Here is a 19,914-nt window from a genome sequence, read left to right on the forward strand (position 1 = left end):
CGATGCAGTGAATTCCGACAGAGGAGATTTTGTTCCCGTATTTTTAAGTGAAATTCCTATTCTTTTCAGAAAAAATATATTGCCGCTTGATGTTGCTTTAATTACTGTTTCACCGCCCGACAGACATGGTTTCTGTACATTGGGCACCTCCGTGGATGTTGCAAGAGCTGCGGTGGATACCGCAAAAATCATTGTCGCAGTAGTGAATCCTTTAATGCCGAGAACGCATGGCGACGGAATGATCCACATCAGCAGAATTCATAAGCTTGTATGGCATGAAGAAGAACTTCCAACCGTAGATTACGGGGCAAAAGTAGGTCCGGAAGAAATGCTGGTCGGGAAAAATGTTGCTGAATTAATTGACGATAAATCCACCCTGCAAATGGGAATCGGAACCATTCCGGATGCGGTTCTGAAATGTCTTCACAATCATAAAGATCTGGGAGTACATACCGAAATGCTGAGTGACGGTGTAATTGACCTGATCCAGAATGATGTCATCAACAATAAATATAAAGGTTACAACGACAATAAAACCATTACCAGTTTCTGTTTTGGAACAAGAAAACTGTATGATTATGTAGACGATAATACGGTATTTTCCTTTGATGATGTAAGTACCGTGAATTTCCCGATCAATATCATGAGAAATAATAAAATGGTTGCGATTAACTCGGCGATTGAAATTGATCTTACCGGACAGGTCTGTGCAGATTCTATCGGAACGATGCAGTACAGCGGAATCGGCGGACAAATGGACTTTATGAGAGGAGCAGCATTAAGCGAAGACGGAAAACCGATCATTGCCATTACTTCGAGAACCAAAAAAGGAGTTTCCAGAATTGTTCCTTTCCTTAAACAGGGAGCCGGAGTGGTAACCACAAGAGGGCATATTCATTGGGTTGTAACGGAGTACGGTACTGCTTACCTTTACGGAAAAAATTTAAGACAGAGAGCTCAGGAATTAATCAGCATCGCGCATCCCGATGACAGGGAAATGTTGGAAAAAGCTGCTTATGAAAGGTTTAAGCATTAATATTTTCTATATTTTAAGAGCTTATTTTTCTTTCTGCCAGTCAAAAAAACAGTCTACGATTTAACATAATGAAATAGTTAAAAAAAAATCAGTCAATTGGCAGTATATTTGCAAAAAAGCTTTTAAAAACAGGAAATTGAAAACGATATATAATTCGATAAGAGAAGAGGTTATAAAACATCCCAAAGTGAAAAATTCGGTTCTGGGAAATGTACAGGAATGGAAACGAAGCCATTATATTATTCTTTCTGAAATCATTAAAGATGAACTTTCTGAGGCTGAAGAACTTAAAGGCGGAAAAAAGTTTGAAATTGGGAATACGATTTCCCATGTTACCCTTCAGCGTTTTTTTGAAAATGATTATCAGGACAAAACGCACAACGATCTCCGGTTTCTGAAAACACTGGATAAGATCTGTATTTTTCTGGGGTACAAAGATTTAAATGCTTACATACAGTTTATAAAAGAAAAGAGACAGGGAGATGATGAAGACAACAGTCAGAAATTCTTTCGGATGGTATATGACTACTGCGCTACCGTTTTTGAATTTTACAAGCAGTTTCCTCAGCATAAGACAGAACTTTTCACAGATCTGGTATTCAATGAATCGCCCTTTATGGAAAGAGCCTCACATTTCAGCAAAGAATTGTGTGAAAGAGATTTTCATCTGGTAACGAAAAACAACCGTTCGAATTATGAAGTATTTGACATCCATATTGTGACAGATGAACCGGACAAAAAAATTCTGGAATCTCAGGAATTCTGGAACCTGCTTTTTAAAGTAGGAGCAACAGGTGAAGAACATTTCGTTAACCAGCTGAATACACAGATTTATTTTATAAGAAAAATAGACAATGTGTGGAAAATATGGGATAATTATAACCCGGATGCAGGAAGATTAAACAATCTAAAATAAAGAAAGCCGCAGGAAAAACCTGCGGCTTCATTTTTCGAAATATTTTTTTTTCACTTGTTAGTAATACAAATCTATACATATTATCAGCATAATAATAAACTTAAATATACTTAAATGAACTTTTCTTTACGATTATGTTAAATCAACCTAACGATTGTTTGTTAATATTTTTCGTATTAGTAAGAAATTCGTAATTTGCATTCCCATAAATATAAAGTAAAAATAGAAATATGTCAACACTTACATTTGCCGAAAAAATTGCTCAGGCTGAAAATTTTTTACCGATCAATGGTACAGATTACATTGAGTTTTATGTAGGAAATGCTAAACAGGCTGCACATTATTATAAAACCGCTTTTGGTTTTCAGTCTGTTGCATACGCTGGTCCTGAAACTGGAGTAAGAGATCGTGCTTCTTATGTTCTTCAGCAAGGAAAAATCAGATTGGTACTCACCACAGGACTTAAATCTGATTCTCCAATTAATGAGCACGTAAAAAAACACGGTGATGGAGTGAAAATTTTGGCTCTTTGGGTAGATGATGCCTATTCTGCATTTGAAGAAACTACAAAAAGAGGCGGAAAACCCTACCTTGAGCCGGTAACGTTAACAGACGAAAACGGTGAGGTAAGAATGTCCGGAATTTATACTTACGGAGAAACCGTTCATATGTTTATCGAAAGAAAAAATTATAACGGACCTTTCATGCCCGGTTACGAAAAGTGGGAAAGCGATTACAAGCCTGAAGATGCAGGTTTACTGTATGTAGACCACTGCGTAGGAAACGTAGACTGGGACAGAATGATCCCAACGGTAGAATGGTATGAAAAAGTAATGGGATTTGTAAACATTCTTTCTTTTGATGACAAGCAGATTAATACAGAATATTCTGCTTTGATGTCTAAAGTAATGTCCAACGGAAACGGCTACGCAAAATTCCCGATCAACGAACCTGCAGAAGGGAAGAAAAAATCTCAGGTAGAAGAATATCTGGACTTCTACGAAGGTGAAGGAGTACAGCACATTGCAGTAGCTACAAAAGACATTATCCATACCGTAACAGAACTGAAAAAACGTGGGGTAGAATTTTTGTCTGCGCCGCCTGAAGCCTATTATGACATGGTTCCTGAAAGAGTGGGACACATCGACGAAGATATTAAGAAACTTCAGGAGCTTGGTATCCTTATTGATCATGATGAAGAAGGATATCTGCTTCAGATCTTTACAAAACCTGTAGAAGACCGCCCTACTCTATTCTTTGAAATTATTGAAAGACACGGGGCACAAAGCTTCGGAGCAGGAAACTTCAAAGCATTATTCGAAGCATTGGAAAGAGAACAGGAAAGAAGAGGAAATCTTTAATTTTATAGTAACAGTGAGTTTTGTCAGGATGAACAGTCTTGACAAAACTTTTTTATAAAAAACACATTAATATGAAAAAATTTTTAATTGGAATGTTATTTTTAGGAGCGAGCTTTGGTCTAAAAGCTCAATATGGTTCGCTGAATGACATTCTTACAAGACTTGAGGAAAGAAAGGGAGTCAACCAGAATCTGGAAACGGTAAACATTGACAACAAAAAGTTTGTTTTCATCAACGATGAAGCAGACCATACCGAAAGGGATTTTATCGTCATTAAAGGAAATAAAGCAACTTATGTAGAGGTTTTTGACGATAAAGCCACCGGAGAAAGCAGTTCAAATGTTTTTTCAGGGGATATTGTAAGAAACAAAAAGAACATCATTTCTTTAAGAGCTGATCTTCTGGAAAACAAAAAAGTTCCGATCCCCGTTACCAAAACGCTGCTTTTAACAAGACAGGACAATATTCTGTACCTGATTGACGTGAACACAAAAGCAAGATGGATTGACGAAGAATCTTTTTCTAAAGTTAAAAACAAAACCAAATCTAAAAAGTAATATTTAAACAAATATTACAACCAAAAATTCTAACGGATTTATATAAAGTCCAAACTAAATTCTAAAATTATGAAATCATTTGTAGAATATTCATCAGATTCAGATTTTTCTATTCATAATATTCCGTTTGGTGTAGCGGTTTTCAACAAAGAATACATCGGGTGCTGTACAAGAATCGGTGATCAGATTATAGATCTGGCAACGTTGTACGATTTAGGGTATTTCGAAGAAATCGAAGGCTTTGGCGATAACGTTTTCGAGGCCTATACCTTAAATGAGTTCATCGAGCTTGGAAAGCCTGTAACGAACGCCGTTCGTTTAAAAATTCAGGAATTATTACAGGAAGGTTCTACTTTATCAAAAGACGAAAAAACTATTGAAGAAGCTTTCTATGAACTGGATCAGGTTAAAATGATGATGCCGGTTCATATTCCGAATTATACAGATTTCTACAGCAGCATCGAACACGCAAACAACGTGGGAAAAATGTTCAGAGATCCTGCAAATGCACTGCTTCCTAACTGGAAACATCTTCCGGTAGGTTATCACGGAAGAGCTTCCTCTATCGTCGTTTCAGGAACAGAAATCAACCGTCCAAAAGGTCAGATGAAACCTGCAGATGTAGAAAAGCCGGTTTTCGGACCGTGCAATCAATTGGATTTTGAACTGGAAATGGCATTCATCATCAATAAAAACACCGAAATGGGCGAAAGTATTTCGACCAAAGATGCTGAAGACGCGATTTTCGGGATGGTGGTTTTCAACGACTGGTCCGCAAGAGATATTCAGTCTTGGGAATATGTTCCGCTGGGACCATTTTTAGCCAAAAATTTCGGTTCCTCTATTTCGCCGTGGGTGGTTACTCTGGAAGCTTTAGAGCCATTCAGAACCGCCTCTCCTACACAGGAACCTGAAGTTCTGGATTATCTGAAATTTGAGGGAGATAAAAATTACGACATCAATCTTGAAGTCTATCTTCAGCCTGAAAACGGAGAGCAAAACCTGATCTGCGAAAGCAACTACAAGCATATGTACTGGAACATGACACAGCAACTGGCACATCACACCGTAAACGGCTGTAACGTGGAAGTCGGAGATCTGTATGCGAGCGGAACCATTTCAGGAAGCGACCCGAAATCTTTCGGCTCCATGCTTGAATTAACGTGGAGAGGTCAGAATCCTATCCAGTTAAACAACGGAGAAGAAAGAAAATTCATCAACGATAACGATACCGTAACCATGAAAGCCTGGGCTGAAAAAGACGGAGTGAGAGTTGGTTTCGGTGAAGTTTCAGGGAAAATTATTCCTGCAAATTAATTATATTTAAACACTTAAGTATTTTAAGTTAATAATATGTCATAAAATTAAGTTCACTTTAGTTTTCTGAAAATCTGTGATTTTCATTATCTTTCACTTTATGGTAACTCAAAAATTTATTAATGATCTTTCATATAAAATTGTTGGAGCTTGTATTGAAGTTCATAAACAGGCAGGACCAGGATTATATGAAGATGTTTATCATCAATGTTTAGAAAGAGAATTTGAAATTTTAGGTTTAAAATACAAAAGTGAACTTGAAATTCCTTTTTCATATAAAGGGAAATTAATAGATTGTAAATTAAAATGTGATTTTCTTATTGAAAATCTAGTTGTTTTAGAAATAAAGTCGGTTTCTGAAATTCACCAAATTCATAAAGCTCAAACGATGAACTACATGAATTTACTGAAAGTTCCAAGATCAATTTTGGTAAATTTTAATGTCATTAATCTTTATTATGAAGGTTATGAATCTTTTGCCTCAAAATTCTTCAAAACACTTCCCATAGAATGAAAATCGTAGATTTTCAAAAAACTAAGGTGTACTTCAAATAAAGGAAAATCTTTAAAACTAAATTAACTTAAGTGTTAAAAAGTAAAAATATGAAAACACTCATCCCCTCCGAAATAACTCCCGTACAGCTGCAGACAGTAATGCAGACAGCCGTTTCACCGCGTCCGATTGCACTAGCTTCAACGGTTGATAAAGACGGAAACAGCAATCTGTCGCCGTTCAGTTTTTTTAATATGTTCAGTACGGTTCCTCCGATTTTGGTTTTTTCACCTTCAAGAAGAGTTCGCGACAATACGATCAAACATACGCTGGAAAATGTTCTTGAAGTTCCGGAAGTGGTGATCGGAACGGTTAATTTTCCGATTGTACAGCAGATCTCTTTGGCTTCAACAGAATATGAAGAAGGCGTTAACGAATTCATTAAATCCGGATTAACGATGAAAGATGCTGATCTTGTTCAGCCTAAATTAATTGAAGAATGCCCTGTAAATTTTGAATGTAAAGTATTAGAAGTAAAATCTTTAGGCGATCAGGGCGGTGCAGGAAATCTGGTGATCTGTGAAGTTCAGAAAATTCATATCCGGGAAGAGTACCTTGATGAAAACGGCAATCTGGATCAGGCAAAACTGAATATGGTGGCGAGACTGGGAAGCAACTGGTATTCCAGAAACACAGCAGACAATCTTTTCGAAGTTCCAAAACCTCTGGTAACGAAAGGAATCGGTTTCGATCTTCTTCCGGACGAAATAAAATTCAGCAGAATATTTACAGGAAACGATTTAGGAATGCTGGCAAATGTTGAAATACTGCCTTCAGGAAATTATCATTCCGATGAAAAGGTTCATTTTGAAGCCCAGAAATTATTACTGGAAAGTAAAATTGAAGATGCATGGAAAATTTTGATTTACTAAAGGATTTATGAGAAAATATTTCTTGTTATTATTGATATTACTGGGTTTACAGTCATGCTATTATCCTGTAAGAAAAGACTACGGAATTTACAGCAAATCTCTGGTGTTTTCTAACGATCAGAAATGGCTGATTAATAATATCAATACGACTGTTGATGAACATCATAAGGAAATGATGACATCTGCAACCATGAAATTGTTTAACGAATTAAGCGGCGGGAAAGCCTATGATTTAAAGACAGCAAAATCCGAAAACTTAATCAGTCATGATATTCCGTTCAGTCCGGAAACGGAAGATCTGGAAGACCTTAAAAACAACTCCGATTTTAACTTTCTGGTGAATATTTATACGTTCAAAGTCCGAAACGGTTTAGATCATACTTTAGGTGTACAAGATGAATACCGGAAAAATGAAACGTTTGCAATGATGGATGTTTATGATATCAAAACATTGAAAAAGATCTACACCCTCAAAGCCTATTCGGAAGTTTCTGTAGAAAAAGGTGAGAAAGCAACCATCTTTACACCGTCCACTGAAATGATGACGATGAAAAACTTCAGAAGTCTTTTAAAATCCGTAAAAAAGAATGCCATTAAGCTGAACAAATAAATAAGGAGTGAAAATTTTCACTCCTTTACTTTTTAGAAACAACACTGAGATCGTCCGTTTACCGTAACAATTGTTCCGTAATCGTTCGGACATCCCGAAGCGATACAAGTACTGTCTCCATCGCTGAGATAGAAATTATAACATCCTACAGGCGGACAACTAGGTCCTTGCCCTACAATACTTTTTTTAGCTTCTCTGCTCAATTTTTTTAAATTTTTCATAGTGTACGATTTAGATTTGTTGATATCACTAATGTATGAAAAATTTTTAATTTGAATATGACTTCTTTATAAATCCAGAAAAATCATATTTTCTCTTTAATAAACGCAATGCATTTTTCTGTAACTTCATGAAGGTCTTTTGGAAGTTGTTCCTCTTCCCACGGTTCCTTTGCTCCAAAAGTATGATTGGCATTTTCAACCAGATACAGTTCAGAATTAGGATTCAGGATGTGAAGATGCTCTGCGCTTTTTACATTCACCGCCTCATCATCTGTCCCATGAATGATTAAAAAATGTACTTTCGCCATTTCGGCTGCTCTTTCCACATCAAAACGGTGAAAATTATTTTCAAAATCTTCATAAAACTGATAATAATGAGGCATTTCCTGCTTTGTTCTTCCATTCATCACATAATACATTCCTGCCTCTTTCCATTTTTCAAAAGCATTATTTTTTGGGAAGCGATCCAGTGAGTCTACACTTGCAAGGGTAATTAAACCTTGAATTCTTTCATCTTCAAAACTTTTGACGATTGAAATTCCTCCTCCCCTGCTGTGACCGATCAGGATAATATTATCAGCATCTACTTTTTCATTTTTAACAAAGTAATCGATCACGGTTCCCAGATCCGAAAGCTCTTTGGAATAATTATTATTTCCAAACGCTTCAAGATCAGCAAATTCATGAGGATTTTCAACCGTTGTTCCGTTGTGCGAAAAATTAAATTTCACAAAGAAAAATCCGGCTTCCGCAAACTTTTCAGCCATAAGATTCCAAGCGCCCCAATCTTTGTAGCCTTTATAGCCATGAACAAAAATGACCAACGGTAGTTTCTCCCCTGTTTCCGGAAAAAAGGCATCGGCAAGAAAATCTCTGGTTTCAGGATTGGAAATAATGATATTTTGCTTTTTTGTGATCTGCATATTGTATTGTATAATAATGTATTAAAAACTTTTTTATAATTCCGACACGCATTAATAGATGCGGGCATCGTTCAGGAAATTTATATTTAGATTCTTCATTCCACTATGCTCCATTCAGAATCATAATTTCGAAACAATCATTTTTTTACCTAAAAATAGTATAAATAGAAATAAACACAAAGGAATATCTTATTTTTGCCTTATGTTGGATTTAAGAAAGGTAACCGTCATGCGTTATATTCTGCCGCTTCGGGAGGGAGGTTCTCTTCCTGCTCTGGCAGAAGCAGATGATGATTTTAAATATGTTCTGAAATTTCGTGGAGCAGGTCACGGAGTAAAAATGCTGATCTCTGAACTGATCGGTGGAAAGATTACAGAAATTTTGGGATTGAAAATTCCCGAGCTTGTTTTTGTGAATCTGGATGTGGATTTCGGAAGAACCGAAGCCGATGAAGAAATTCAGGATCTTTTGAAAAATTCCGAAGGTCTTAATCTGGGGCTTCATTATCTTTCAGGTTCCATTACTTATGATCCGAGTGTGAAAATCGATCCGCTTCTGGCTTCAAAAATCGTCTGGCTGGATGCGTTTATCACGAATATCGACCGTACTTTCAGAAACACAAATATGCTGATGTGGCATAAAGAGCTCTGGATTATTGATAACGGAGCTTCTTTTTATTTTCACCATTCATGGCAAAATTTTGATACTGCAGCAAAAACACCTTTCAAATATGTAAAAGATCATGTTTTGCTTCCACAGGCATCGAAGCTGGATGAAGCCGATCTGTTTGCCAAAGAAGTACTGAACGAAAAGGTATTCAGAGAAATTGTGAATATCATTCCCGAAGATTGGCTGCACTGGAACGATGCGGAAGAAACGCCGGAAGAAATCCGTGAAATCTATTTCAACTTCCTGAAGACCCGATTAGAACATTCTGAAATCTTTTTAAACGAAGCTAAAAATGCAAGAGGATAAAATCTACGAATACGCGGTAATACGATTGGTTCCGAAGGTTGAAAGAGAAGAGTTTTTCAATATCGGACTGGTGATGTTTTCAAAAAAAGAGAAATTCATTAAGGTGGAATTTTACCTCTGTCCGGATAAATTTAAGCTGATGCGAAGCAAAATAGACTATGAAGACGTGATCCAGAATCTGGAAAGCTTCAAAAGAATCGCAGACGGCGCAAAAGACGGAGGACCGATTGCACAGCTTGAAATACCTGAAAGATTCCGTTGGCTGACTGCTGTAAGAAGTTCTGTTGTACAGACTTCGAGACCTCACCCCGGAAAATCCAGAAATCTGGAAGATACTTTTGGTAGGCTTTTTGAGGAGTTAGTAAAATAATACCCTCAAAAAAATATTCTATGAAATTTACGAATGACAATACGGCATACAGGTTTTCTAAAAGGCTGTTTTTTATTTTTCTGCTCAGCTTTTTTACGTTGAGTTATTCTCAGGGTCCGATCGAAGGAACTCCGACAACGCCAAGTGTTCTTCTCCCCGAAAAAACGGATTTTTCAGAAAATATTACGTATAAAAATGATGTTTCCGGAAATCCCATCAAATTGGATCTGTACAAACCTAAAAATACGGGTTCCACAAAACTTCCTGTGGTAATCTATGTTCACGGCGGAGCATGGGCGAAAGGTGATAAAGTAGTAAGATCCAACAATTACATCGAAAATTTCATTTTAAGGCTTGTTGAAAACAATTATGCTGTTGTAAGTATCGATTACACCCTTGTAAGCGAAACCATACATTTTCCGCTACCGATTCAGGATACCAAAGATGTGGTGAGATGGATAAGAAAAAATGCAGATCAATATCATTTTGATCCTAATAATATTGGTTTTTTCGGAGCTTCCTCAGGAGCACATCTGGCTCTGATGGCTGCTTACACAAATGATAATGAATATTTGGGAAGTCCTGAATTATCTTCTTATTCGGCAAAGGTAAATTATGTGGTTGATAATTTCGGACCGACTGATATTAATAAACTTCTGCACACAAGACTGGGAAAACTTCCGGTGTCTATTGTAGGTCTCTTCTTTAAACCGATTGTTGAGATCAGACAAAAACTGGTTTACGGAATTTCCGGCTACGATATTAATGAAGAAAAAAGAAAAGCCATAGATTATCTGGAAACGGTTTCCCCGATTAATGAGACTGAAAACGGAATTCCAACCTTTATTCTTCATGGAAATAAAGATAAGGTGGCACCATTAAGTCATTCTAAAAAACTGGTAAAAAAACTGAAAAAACAAAACATAGAAGCTGAACTTGTCGTGGTTGAAGATGGAACACACGGTTTCGGAACAACTGATAAAAAATATATGGATCAGCTTACGGATGACATGATCCGTTTTATTGATGCGCACAAAAAGTAAAAAGTTATAGTTTAAATTTTAATTGAATATTTAACCTTTTTATATAACCACAAAAGGCACAAAAGATAAGATAACCTTTATTCAAAGTGCTGATTTTAAAAGAAAAAGATTGCAATAGTTTTTAAAAATCTTTGATTTTTATTCTTTTGAATGCTTTGCTTATTCTGTAAATTCGCTTTATCATTATCTTTTGCGGTTAATTCTGAAATTAGTCTATTCAAGTTTTAGTTTAAATTTTAATTGAAGATAATTTCTTTTTTACAAAGAATATTTAACCTTTTATATAACCACAAAAGGCACAAAAGATAAAATAATCCTTATTCAAAGTGCTGATTTTAAAAGAAAAAGATCACAATAGTTTTTAAAAATCTTTGATTTTTATTCTTTTGAATGCTTTGCTTATTCTTGAAATTCACTGTATTATTATATTTTGCATCTTTTGCGGTTAATTCTGAAATTAGTCTATTCAAGTTTTAGTTTAAAATTTAGTTGAAGATAATTTTAACATTTTTTATCAAATGTTTTTAACTATTCGTTACTATGCTTATCTAAAAATCAGAATTTAAACTAATTTCGTATGAAAATAAAAAATCTATTTTCTGTTTCTGCTTTTTGTTTTTTAGCATTATCCTGCAGCTCTTCTGATGATATTACGCAACCCTCTTCAGATCCGAACAGTACGGTTTCTACAACGGAAGCCATGTATTTTCCTCCTTCCAACAGTGATGTATGGGAAACCAAATCTCTTTCCGTATTAAACTGGCATCAGGACAAAGTTCAGGATCTTCTGACGTATCTGGAAACCAAACATTCTAAAAGTTTTATGATCCTGCAAAATGGAAGAATCGTTATGGAAAATTATTTTTCGGGACATACTTCTACTACCCCTTGGTATTGGGCAAGCGCAGGAAAAACGTTAACCTCAACCGTAACGGGAATTGCAGAACAGGAAGGATTTATCAATATCAACAATAAAGTTTCCACATACATCGGAACCGGCTGGACAAGCGCGCCTTTGGCAAAAGAAAATTTAATTACCTGCCGGAATTTACTGACAATGACTTCCGGATTGGACGACAGTCTCGGAGATGATGTAAGTCCGGCAAATCTACAGTACAAAGCCGATGCAGGAACACGGTGGGCGTATCATAATGTTTATGTAAAACTTCAGGATGTTGTAGCCGCAGCAACGGGACAAACTTGGTCACAATATTTCAATGCCAAACTGAGGGATAAAATCGGGATGACAGGAAACTGGATCCAGAGTGGTGACAACAGTGTATATTGGAGTACAACGAGAAGTATGGCGCGTTTCGGACTGATGGCTTTAAACAACGGAAACTGGAACGGAACACAGATCATTAATTCCAATTATTTTCAAAGCGCGACAAACACTTCCCAAAGTATCAATTTAGCCTACGGTTATTTGTGGTGGCTGAACGGAAAAACAAGTTATCATATGCCGCAGACTCAGTTTCAGTTCAACGGAAAATTGATTCCTAGTGCACCGGATGATATGTTTTGTGCTTTAGGAAAAAATGACCAGAAAATCTATGTCGTTCCAAGCAAAAAACTCGTTATCATCAGAATGGGTGATGCTGCAGATAATGTGAATCTTGCTCTTTCAGATTTCGATGATGTTTTATGGCAGAAAATAAATGCAGTGATTAATTAAAGTGAATGGTGAATAATCAATTTGCTTCGCAGTGAATTTAACATGGTTGAGATAATCATAATGAAAAAATTCACCATTGACCGCAAAGCAGATTCACCTTTCACATTAATTAATGGGCTCTTCATACAACTGACCTCCCCAAAACTGAATATCTCTTTCCGGAAGATTGGAGTGATAGAAAACTTCTTTTACCTTCGATAATTTTAGCAACGGCTTCCGGATCGGTCGTTCTGATTCTGGTTTCGTAGTTATCTTTCACGCCGCTTCGCAGTGAATTTAACATGATTGAGATAATCATAATGAAAAAATTCACCATTGACTGCAAAGCAAATTCACCATTCATCTTAATTAATGGGTTCTTCATACAACTGACTTCCCCAAAACTGAATATCTCTTTCCGGAAGATTGGAGTGATAAAATACTTCTTTTACCTCTTCGATAATTTTTGCGACGGCTTCCGGATCGGTTGTTCGTATTCTGGTTTCGTGGTTGTCTTTCACGCCGCTTCCTGTGAAATTCAGAGAACCTAAATAGGCAATTTCATCATCAATGATATAAATTTTACTGTGAATGAAGGTTTTATTGGTAGAATTTCCGCTATTCGGAGAAACAAAAACCTTAAAGGGGAAAAGCTGTTTGTAGCTGTAATGGTAAACTTTTGTCTTTTTTATTTTTTTGACGATGGAATCTCTTATTAAAAACATTAAAATGACAATAATAAATCCGTAAGCAAGTTTAAAATTGTTTAAAAGATACATTAGAGGAAGCAAAACCACGCCCAAACCGATCGTGGCAAAAAGAAGCGTTCCGGAGAGACTTACCAGATTGTCTCTGGTCTGTTTTGCCTTTTCGTCAACGTGTTTTTTCTGAATAATCAGTTTGTGAATATTCTTGTCGTAGCCGTAAAAATCTTCGATTTCATCGCTGGTAACCAATCTTATTTTAATTCCTCTGGAATGGAGATGAATCAGCTCTTTAATTAAAAAAGGAGAAAGATAAGGAGAAACAATTTTCACATTTTTCTGAGCATTTCTGATGTCCTGCATCATTTTAGCTCCCGCACTTTTTCCTATATAAATATCACAAACCGCATTGTTGTAAAACATACCCATCGTTCGAAATCATTTTATTTTCGCTCCAAAGAAAGAAAAAATAAAAAACTTTGCAAAATAATTGGGTGAGAAGTTGTGAGTTAGAAGTAGGGAAGCTGGGAGTTAGAAGCTGGAGGAGGGAAGTTTAAAATCTGTATGCACATTTATTAGCATCAAATCTTCCCTCTTCCAGCCTACTCCATCCTACTTTCTACTCTTTTCCACTCTTTTCATTTCGTTGATGAGCAAAGGAAAAGCGGGTTGCGCCATTCCGCCGTGATCAAAACCCTGAAGTTCGTATAAAGTGGTTTCTTTATGACCTTTCAGTTTCATCATTCGCGCCATATAAGCGTTTTCTTCATATCTTCCGAGCAGTTCTTTCTCGCGGTCTCCGGTAATTAATAACAAAGGCGGTGCATCTGCTCTGATGAAATGCAGCGGTGCATATTCGTCAATTCTGGCATCCAGTTCCTCAATTCCTTTTTCTTTTCTTGTGGTAAAATGCGAGATCATCTGTCCGCTGAAAGGAATAATTCCGGCAAATTTATTGGCGTCAATTCCGTATTTGTTCAGGTACATTTTGTTTAAACCTACCATAATGGCAAGATAACCTCCCGCGGAATGTCCTGAAATAAAGACAAGATCTTCACTTCCTCCATAATTTTCAATATTCTTAAAAACCCATGCTGTTGCTGCGGCTGCATCTTCAATGTATTTCGGAGCATTAACTTTCGGAGAGAGCCTGTAATTGACTCCAATCACGGCGATTCCTTTATTTTTCAATCCTTCCGGAATTTCCTTTTCACCTCCTGTTAAACCTCCGCCGTGAAACCAGATCACCGTCGGGAAATTTTTCACATTTTTCGGAATATAAATATCCAGTACACATCTTTCATTGATGTAAGCATCGGATTTATTGGTTTTTTCATCATAATAATGAATATTATTTTCGGTGCGGTATTCCTGAGAAAAAAGCGGTGTGGAAAACAGGGTAAGAAGTAAAAATAACAGAATCCTTTTCATTGAATAACTTTTATGGTTTAAAGATACAAATTGTCTTTCACCCAAATAAAAAATGAACCCGGAAAAACCGGATTCATTTCAGATGAGAATTAAAAAAATTACTTAAAAATTAAAGTTAAGTCTTGAGAATACAAATCTTCCGTTCTGCCCAAACTGTGAAGTTGATCGCGAATAAACGAACTGATCGTTATTGGAAGAAGCAGGAAGGTTTTTCGTCGGGTAAATATCAAACAGATTATTGACACCAACAGTAAGTCCTATATTTTTGGTAAACTGATAAGCCAGAGAAACATCGGTTATGATTTTATCTGTAATTTCCTGATGTTCGTTCGGAGAAATGATGCCGTCTCCGTTTGCATCGATAATATCGGGACTCGTTACCTTTCCGAAGTAGGTATTTCTGAGATAGAAAATAGCATCTCCCCAAGTAAGCTGATTGGATAAGCTGGCTTTTACTCTGGGAACAGCTTCTTCCAGATACACTCTTGATGCCTCGGAAAAATAAACATTTTCCAGATTTGAAGACTGTAATAATCCGGATGAATGGATGGCTCCGACTTTTCTGGTCCGGTTAAGGTTGATCGCAAAATTATTATCCAGTTTGATGTTTGAGAATTTTGCATTATGTGTAAGAACAATATCCAGTCCTCTGGTTTCCGTATCTATTGCGTTCGTAAAAAGCTGTACAGCATTTACTCTTTCGGCATCGTAGATCAGCTGCGTTGCCGGAGAAACGGCAGATCTTGCGAACTGACCGGTAAGCAGAATTCTGTTATCAATTCTGATGAAATATCCGTCTGCAGTAAGCGTAAGTTTTGCCGAAGGAATTTTATAGGTAAATCCTACACTTGCAGATTTTGAAGTTTCCTGTTTCAGACTTGGAATTTCCAATGAATTGGCAACTTTTGAATCGTTGCTGAACGTTCCCACTTCCAGAAGCTGTCCGTTTGTAAACAAAGTTGATGTTACATTATAATAAATCTGATGAATGGAAGGCGCTCTGAATCCTGTAGAACCTGCAAATCTGAAATTAAGATCTTTATTTACTTTGATTCTTGAAGCTAATTTATAATTGAATGTAGAACCGAAATCTGAATAATTTTCATATCTCACGGCTGCATCTGCCAATAACCAGTTGGTAAAATTGAATTCAACATCTGCATATCCCGCAATTGCCTGTCGGTTTTTATTTACTGCGTTTTCGGGTTTAAATCCACTGAAGACCTGAGAACCTCCCGGAAGTGAAGCGCCGAAAAAGTCGGTCGGACGAACTGTATTTCCGGTCCAGAGATTTCCGGAAACATCATACGTAGCGTAAGATGCTTCTTCTCCTGCTGTTATTTTAAAGTTTTCGTAACGGTGTTCTGCTCCGAAAGCCACATTGATTCCGCTCCAGACATCATATTTTTTTGAAAAATCTAAATTGATCGTATTTTGGGAAAATCTTAAACCTCCTGCATCAAATTCATTCGGGGAATTAAATCTTAGAGAGGTATTTCCGGTATTTTTAATATCATAACTGAAAGAATTCTGCCCGAAAGTATTGCTGAAATCGATGTTCCAGCCTTTCCAGTCTCCTTTAATTCCTGCGGAAAGCGAAAGATCCTGAATGTCTGTTCCGATCTGTGGCAGATAACCGTTGGGATACAATCCTGTAAATGTTCTGCTTTGGTTAGGTCTTCTGAAAAACCCTCCCGAAGTTCCGTGTCTGAAGCTGTATCCGCCAAAAGTATAAACTTTCCAGTTATCGTTCAGCGGAACCTCTACATTGGCAAAAAGCTGGTGGTTATTCAGTTTAGACTGTCCCACCTGCATATTGAAATCTTTTCTGGACAAACCTCTGTAAGCAAGTTCCTGATCCGTCACATTCGTATTTAAAATTCCCTGTAATGCGGAAATTGTATTCGCCGACTGAATCTGGTTCTGCAACGTCGGAGAAAAATAATTGACTTCCTGTGCATACTGATGAATATAATTGATGATCTGCTGGGAATTCGGAGTATTGTTAATATTCGTGAAAAGGGATGAAAGATTCACGCCGTTGTTTAAAGCACGCTGTTCGATCGCGTTGTAAGCATTGAAAATGTTTCCGCTTTCTGTTCCCGCTCTGTAGGTAGGATTTCTGAACTGGGATGTCCATGTAATGTTGTAAAATCCGCCTTTCTTCCCGATTTTGTTTCCGTAGTTAAGGTCTACCTGAATATTCTGTCCGTCAAAATCTCCTGTATGATCGTTGGCTGTCGGGGTAAGATTTCCGCCATAGCTTAGTTGTCCCGTCAGTTTTCCGGTATCTCTTTTCAATCCTAAATTGATGACTCCTGCAATGGCATCCGAACCGTACTGCGCAGAAGCTCCGTCTCTTAAAACTTCAATTTTATTAATGGCAAAAGACGGAATGGCATTAAGATCGGTTCCTACTGTTCCTCTTCCGGGAGATCCGTTGACATTGACTAACGCGGAAGTGTGTCTTCTTTTTCCGTTTACCAGAACCAAAACCTGATCGGGACCCAACCCTCTGAGCTGCGCAGGATCCAAATGATCGGTTCCGTCTGCATTGGTTTGTATGGTTGATGTAAACGACGGTGCAATGAAATTAAGGATTTGTGCGACGTTGGTTTGCGGTAAAATAACCGAAGATTCTTTGATATTAAAAACGTCCACCGGAACCGGACTGTCTGCTTTAGACCTTGCCCCGCCTCTTGATCCTAAAATAACAACTTCCTCTAAGTTGTTTGTTTTTACTGTATCTTTTTCCTGTGCGTATGCAAATGTTCCCAGAAAAAATAATACTGATGCCGAAAAAATAGTTTTTTTATTCTTCATACATTCCTCACTTTAAATTCATGTTTTAAAAGTGCAAATGTAAATCATATTTATTAGTCTACAAAATTAATAGACTAAAAGAATACAGAAAATGACTTTTGCCATCTTCTATTTTTAAAATTTAAATGATTTTAAATCTTAGTCAGTTTCGCGTATTTCAGGATGAGATTTTTCTCGCCTTCATGCTGGAAGACTACTTTGGCTTTGATATTCTGAGGATCAGTTCCGTCGAGGAAAGTCACTTCTCCGATTCCGAAACGGTCGTGTCTTACCTTATCTCCGACTTCAATATCCTGAGAAGAAACTCCGCTCGGATTGATGATTTTTGCCGTACTTACAGGTTTTAATTTGCGTGGTTCTGCAATCGGTTTTGAGCTGTCGCTTCTTTCGATGGTTTTCTTTTCTACCCTTTTGAAACTTCTCATTTCGGAAGGATGTTCATCAAAAATATTGGATTTGATGCCCGAATTGTTGATAAAACGTTTTTCAATCACAGGATTTACAAACTCGATATATTCTTCATCTATTTCACTTAGAAATCGTGAAGGTTCCGCATCGGTAATTTTTCCCCACTGGAAACGTGAAACGGCATAAGAGAAAAACACCTGCTTTTCGGCTCTTGTTAAAGCAACGTAGAAAAGACGTCTTTCTTCTTCCAGATCTTCTCTTGTGGAAGAACTCATAAAACTCGGGAAAAGGTTTTCTTCAAGCCCCACCAAATGTACAACCGGAAATTCAAGACCTTTTGAAAGGTGGATCGTCATTAACGAAACCATATCCTCTTCATTGTTTTTATCCTGCGTATCGGCAGAAAGGGCAATGTTTTCAAGGAAATTCGGTAAGCTCGGATCTCCGTCTTCCAGCTGCATCTGTTCTTCAATGAAACCCTGCATCGAGTTCATTAATTCCTGAACGTTTTCTACACGGGAAATTCCTTCGGGAGTCTGATCGTCTTTTAAAAATTTAATCAGTCCGCTTCGTTTCGCCACTTCCATCGCAACGCTGTACGCAGTTTCCGTTTTCAGCAGTACCTGAAATGCCTTGATCATCGACCAGAAGTCATTCAGTTTGTTTAAAACCCCATTGTTTAACCCTAAATGTGGCGAATACATTGGTAAATTATCGAGAACCTGTGATATGGAAACATTTTGTGCATCTGCAAAAACAGTCAGTTTATTCTGAGTGGTTTCTCCAATTCCTCTTACCGGATAATTAATGATTCTCATCAATGCTTCAGAATCGTTTTCATTGACTAAAAGTCTCAAATAAGCGATGAGATCTTTTACTTCTTTTCTTTGGTAGAAAGAGAGACCTCCGTAGACTTTGTAAGGAATATTTTTTCTTCTCAGTGCATCTTCAAAAGCACGTGTCTGAGAGTTGGTTCTGTATAAAATGGCAAAATCGCTGTATTTTCTCTGCTCGCGGTTTCTGGTTTCCCAGATGTTTCCGGCAACGAAATTCGCTTCATCGGCATCGGAAAGTGAACGGTATACTTTGATTTTCTCTCCTTCCTCATTTTCGCTGAAAACATTTTTCTTGAACTGCTGAAGGTTTTTCGCGATCACTACATTTGCTGCGTTCACAATATTCTGCGTAGAACGGTAATTCTGCTCCAAAGCAACCGTCATTGCATCCGGATAATCTTTTTTAAAGTTCAAAATATTGTAGATATTCGCGCCACGGAAGGAATAGATTGACTGTGCATCGTCTCCCACAACACAAATATTTTCAAATTTTGAAGCTAAAGCTTTTACAATTAAATATTGAGAATGGTTGGTATCCTGATACTCATCCACAAGAATGTATCTGAATCTGTCCTGATATTTTGCTAACACTTCAGGGAAACGGGTTAACAATTCGTTGGTTTTTAACAGCAAATCGTCAAAATCCATCGATCCGTTTTTGAAGCACTGCTCTACATACCGCTGGTAAATCTGCCCGATGAATTTCATATTGGCTTTTTCATCGGCTTCCATCAACTCAGGATTGTTGAAATAAGCTTTTACGGTGATGAGGTTGTTTTTATAGGTCGAAATTCTTGCCTGAACTTTTTTGGGTTTATACAGATCGGCATCAATATTCATGTCTTTCAACACTTTTTTGATGACATTTAATGCGTCCTGCTGATCATAAATGGTAAAATTGGAAGGATATCCCAAATAATGTGCCTCATTTCTCAGAATTCTTGCAAAAACAGAGTGGAAGGTTCCCATCCAGAGACTTCTTGCATTGCTCTGTCCCACAACTTTTGCAATACGTTCTTTCATTTCTTTTGCTGCCTTATTGGTAAAGGTAAGCGCCAAAATATTAAAAGGATCGATTCCGTTGGTAATGAGATGGGCAATCCGCATGGTAAGTACACGCGTTTTTCCGGAACCCGCTCCTGCAAGAACCATTAATGGTCCCTGTAATGTAGTAACGGCTTCAAATTGTGATTCATTAAGTCCTTTCAGATAATCCTCCATGCTGCAAAAAATTTTTGGGAACACAAAATTAGTGTATTATATGGAGAATTCAAATTTTGGATTTTGATGTTTCAAGAAAATC

General features: G+C 37.2%; 19 protein-coding genes. 12 read left to right on the forward strand and 7 right to left on the reverse strand.

Annotated elements, in window-relative coordinates:
- The 8 genes from WFK35_RS06685 to WFK35_RS06720 form a co-directional block, all read left to right on the forward strand.
- Positions 1–1,036 (forward strand): acetyl-CoA hydrolase/transferase family protein (locus WFK35_RS06685; RefSeq protein ID WP_336731947.1); only part of this gene is annotated, 1,036 nt, incomplete at its 5' end.
- Positions 1,037–1,172: 136 nt separating this feature from the next.
- Positions 1,173–1,952, forward strand: coding sequence for a hypothetical protein (locus WFK35_RS06690; protein WP_336731948.1), 780 nt, complete (start codon positions 1,173–1,175; stop codon positions 1,950–1,952).
- A gap of 230 nt (positions 1,953–2,182) precedes the next feature.
- Positions 2,183–3,313, forward strand: a complete 1,131-nt coding sequence (gene hppD, locus WFK35_RS06695) for a 4-hydroxyphenylpyruvate dioxygenase (RefSeq protein ID WP_214588774.1) — start codon at positions 2,183–2,185, stop codon at positions 3,311–3,313.
- Between the two features lie 71 nt (positions 3,314–3,384).
- Positions 3,385–3,870, forward strand: coding sequence for a hypothetical protein (locus WFK35_RS06700; protein WP_336731949.1), 486 nt, complete (start codon positions 3,385–3,387; stop codon positions 3,868–3,870).
- Between the two features lie 69 nt (positions 3,871–3,939).
- Positions 3,940–5,187 (forward strand): fumarylacetoacetase, encoded by a 1,248-nt coding sequence (gene fahA / locus WFK35_RS06705; protein WP_336731950.1) that lies wholly within the window; start codon positions 3,940–3,942, stop codon positions 5,185–5,187.
- A 100-nt stretch (positions 5,188–5,287) separates the two neighbouring features.
- Positions 5,288–5,701 carry a GxxExxY protein gene (locus tag WFK35_RS06710; protein WP_336731951.1) on the forward strand — a complete coding sequence of 138 codons (414 nt, stop codon included), beginning with the start codon at positions 5,288–5,290 and terminating at the stop codon, positions 5,699–5,701.
- 89 nt (positions 5,702–5,790) lie between these two features.
- Entirely contained in the window at positions 5,791–6,612 is an 822-nt protein-coding gene (locus WFK35_RS06715) for a flavin reductase family protein (RefSeq protein WP_336731953.1), read from the forward strand.
- 7 nt (positions 6,613–6,619) lie between these two features.
- On the forward strand, positions 6,620–7,222 hold the full coding sequence (locus WFK35_RS06720) for a hypothetical protein (protein ID WP_336690177.1): 603 nt from the start codon (positions 6,620–6,622) through the stop codon (positions 7,220–7,222).
- 32 nt (positions 7,223–7,254) lie between these two features.
- Here WFK35_RS06720 and WFK35_RS06725 read toward each other — a convergent pair whose 3' ends face one another.
- Together WFK35_RS06725 and WFK35_RS06730 are read right to left on the reverse strand one after the other, a co-directional pair.
- Positions 7,255–7,443, reverse strand: coding sequence for a bacteriocin-like protein (locus WFK35_RS06725; protein ID WP_185204911.1), 189 nt, complete (start codon positions 7,441–7,443; stop codon positions 7,255–7,257).
- An 83-nt stretch (positions 7,444–7,526) separates the two neighbouring features.
- Positions 7,527–8,366 carry an alpha/beta hydrolase family protein gene (locus tag WFK35_RS06730; RefSeq protein WP_336731955.1) on the reverse strand — a complete coding sequence of 280 codons (840 nt, stop codon included), beginning with the start codon at positions 8,364–8,366 and terminating at the stop codon, positions 7,527–7,529.
- Between the two features lie 202 nt (positions 8,367–8,568).
- On the opposite strand from WFK35_RS06730, the gene WFK35_RS06735 reads away from it, so the two are divergent.
- From WFK35_RS06735 to WFK35_RS06750, 4 genes are all read left to right on the forward strand, one after another.
- A complete protein-coding gene (locus WFK35_RS06735; RefSeq protein WP_336731958.1) occupies positions 8,569–9,342 on the forward strand; it encodes a HipA family kinase in 774 nt (257 codons plus the stop codon).
- Positions 9,329–9,712, forward strand: coding sequence for a DUF3037 domain-containing protein (locus WFK35_RS06740; protein WP_336731960.1), 384 nt, complete (start codon positions 9,329–9,331; stop codon positions 9,710–9,712). Before WFK35_RS06735 ends, WFK35_RS06740 begins: the two co-directional genes overlap by 14 nt.
- Before the next feature lie 20 nt (positions 9,713–9,732).
- On the forward strand, positions 9,733–10,755 hold the full coding sequence (locus WFK35_RS06745; protein WP_336731962.1) for an alpha/beta hydrolase: 1,023 nt from the start codon (positions 9,733–9,735) through the stop codon (positions 10,753–10,755).
- Positions 10,756–11,332: 577 nt separating this feature from the next.
- Complete coding sequence (locus WFK35_RS06750; RefSeq protein WP_336731964.1) at positions 11,333–12,430, forward strand: serine hydrolase domain-containing protein; 1,098 nt, start codon at positions 11,333–11,335, stop codon at positions 12,428–12,430.
- A gap of 121 nt (positions 12,431–12,551) precedes the next feature.
- Here WFK35_RS06750 and WFK35_RS06755 read toward each other — a convergent pair whose 3' ends face one another.
- The 5 genes from WFK35_RS06755 to WFK35_RS06775 all read right to left on the reverse strand — a co-directional run bounded on the left by WFK35_RS06755 (position 12,552) and on the right by WFK35_RS06775 (position 19,832).
- On the reverse strand, positions 12,552–12,794 hold the full coding sequence (locus WFK35_RS06755) for a hypothetical protein (protein WP_336731965.1): 243 nt from the start codon (positions 12,792–12,794) through the stop codon (positions 12,552–12,554).
- Positions 12,775–13,542 (reverse strand): phospholipase D family protein, encoded by a 768-nt coding sequence (locus tag WFK35_RS06760; protein WP_336731966.1) that lies wholly within the window; start codon positions 13,540–13,542, stop codon positions 12,775–12,777. Before WFK35_RS06760 ends, WFK35_RS06755 begins: the two co-directional genes overlap by 20 nt.
- A 183-nt stretch (positions 13,543–13,725) precedes the next feature.
- Positions 13,726–14,544: an alpha/beta hydrolase gene (locus WFK35_RS06765; RefSeq protein WP_336731967.1), complete on the reverse strand. Its 819-nt coding sequence runs from the start codon at positions 14,542–14,544 to the stop codon at positions 13,726–13,728.
- 102 nt (positions 14,545–14,646) lie between these two features.
- Positions 14,647–17,367 carry a TonB-dependent receptor plug domain-containing protein gene (locus tag WFK35_RS06770; RefSeq protein WP_336731968.1) on the reverse strand — a complete coding sequence of 907 codons (2,721 nt, stop codon included), beginning with the start codon at positions 17,365–17,367 and terminating at the stop codon, positions 14,647–14,649.
- Between the two features lie 131 nt (positions 17,368–17,498).
- Positions 17,499–19,832, reverse strand: a complete 2,334-nt coding sequence (locus WFK35_RS06775) for an ATP-dependent helicase (RefSeq protein WP_336731970.1) — start codon at positions 19,830–19,832, stop codon at positions 17,499–17,501.
- Positions 19,833–19,914: the final 82 nt, after the last annotated feature.

This window comes from Chryseobacterium sp. VD8 (genome assembly GCF_037149975.1).
Classification (GTDB): domain Bacteria; phylum Bacteroidota; class Bacteroidia; order Flavobacteriales; family Weeksellaceae; genus Chryseobacterium; species Chryseobacterium indicum.

Excerpts from the sequence above, each read along its gene's own strand:
- hppD (WP_214588774.1), top strand. The coding sequence starts at position 2,183 with ATGTCAACACTTACATTTGCCGAAAAAATTGCTCAGGCTGAAAATTTT.
- WFK35_RS06700 (WP_336731949.1), top strand. The coding sequence starts at position 3,385 with ATGAAAAAATTTTTAATTGGAATGTTATTTTTAGGAGCGAGCTTTGGT.
- fahA (WP_336731950.1), top strand. The coding sequence starts at position 3,940 with ATGAAATCATTTGTAGAATATTCATCAGATTCAGATTTTTCTATTCAT.
- WFK35_RS06710 (WP_336731951.1), top strand. The coding sequence starts at position 5,288 with ATGGTAACTCAAAAATTTATTAATGATCTTTCATATAAAATTGTTGGA.
- WFK35_RS06715 (WP_336731953.1), top strand. The coding sequence starts at position 5,791 with ATGAAAACACTCATCCCCTCCGAAATAACTCCCGTACAGCTGCAGACA.
- WFK35_RS06720 (WP_336690177.1), top strand. The coding sequence starts at position 6,620 with ATGAGAAAATATTTCTTGTTATTATTGATATTACTGGGTTTACAGTCA.
- WFK35_RS06725 (WP_185204911.1), bottom strand. The coding sequence starts at position 7,443 with ATGAAAAATTTAAAAAAATTGAGCAGAGAAGCTAAAAAAAGTATTGTA.
- WFK35_RS06730 (WP_336731955.1), bottom strand. The coding sequence starts at position 8,366 with ATGCAGATCACAAAAAAGCAAAATATCATTATTTCCAATCCTGAAACC.
- WFK35_RS06735 (WP_336731958.1), top strand. The coding sequence starts at position 8,569 with ATGTTGGATTTAAGAAAGGTAACCGTCATGCGTTATATTCTGCCGCTT.
- WFK35_RS06740 (WP_336731960.1), top strand. The coding sequence starts at position 9,329 with ATGCAAGAGGATAAAATCTACGAATACGCGGTAATACGATTGGTTCCG.
- WFK35_RS06745 (WP_336731962.1), top strand. The coding sequence starts at position 9,733 with ATGAAATTTACGAATGACAATACGGCATACAGGTTTTCTAAAAGGCTG.
- WFK35_RS06750 (WP_336731964.1), top strand. The coding sequence starts at position 11,333 with ATGAAAATAAAAAATCTATTTTCTGTTTCTGCTTTTTGTTTTTTAGCA.
- WFK35_RS06755 (WP_336731965.1), bottom strand. The coding sequence starts at position 12,794 with ATGAAGAACCCATTAATTAAGATGAATGGTGAATTTGCTTTGCAGTCA.
- WFK35_RS06760 (WP_336731966.1), bottom strand. The coding sequence starts at position 13,542 with ATGGGTATGTTTTACAACAATGCGGTTTGTGATATTTATATAGGAAAA.
- WFK35_RS06765 (WP_336731967.1), bottom strand. The coding sequence starts at position 14,544 with ATGAAAAGGATTCTGTTATTTTTACTTCTTACCCTGTTTTCCACACCG.
- WFK35_RS06770 (WP_336731968.1), bottom strand. The coding sequence starts at position 17,367 with ATGAAGAATAAAAAAACTATTTTTTCGGCATCAGTATTATTTTTTCTG.
- WFK35_RS06775 (WP_336731970.1), bottom strand. The coding sequence starts at position 19,832 with ATGGAGGATTATCTGAAAGGACTTAATGAATCACAATTTGAAGCCGTT.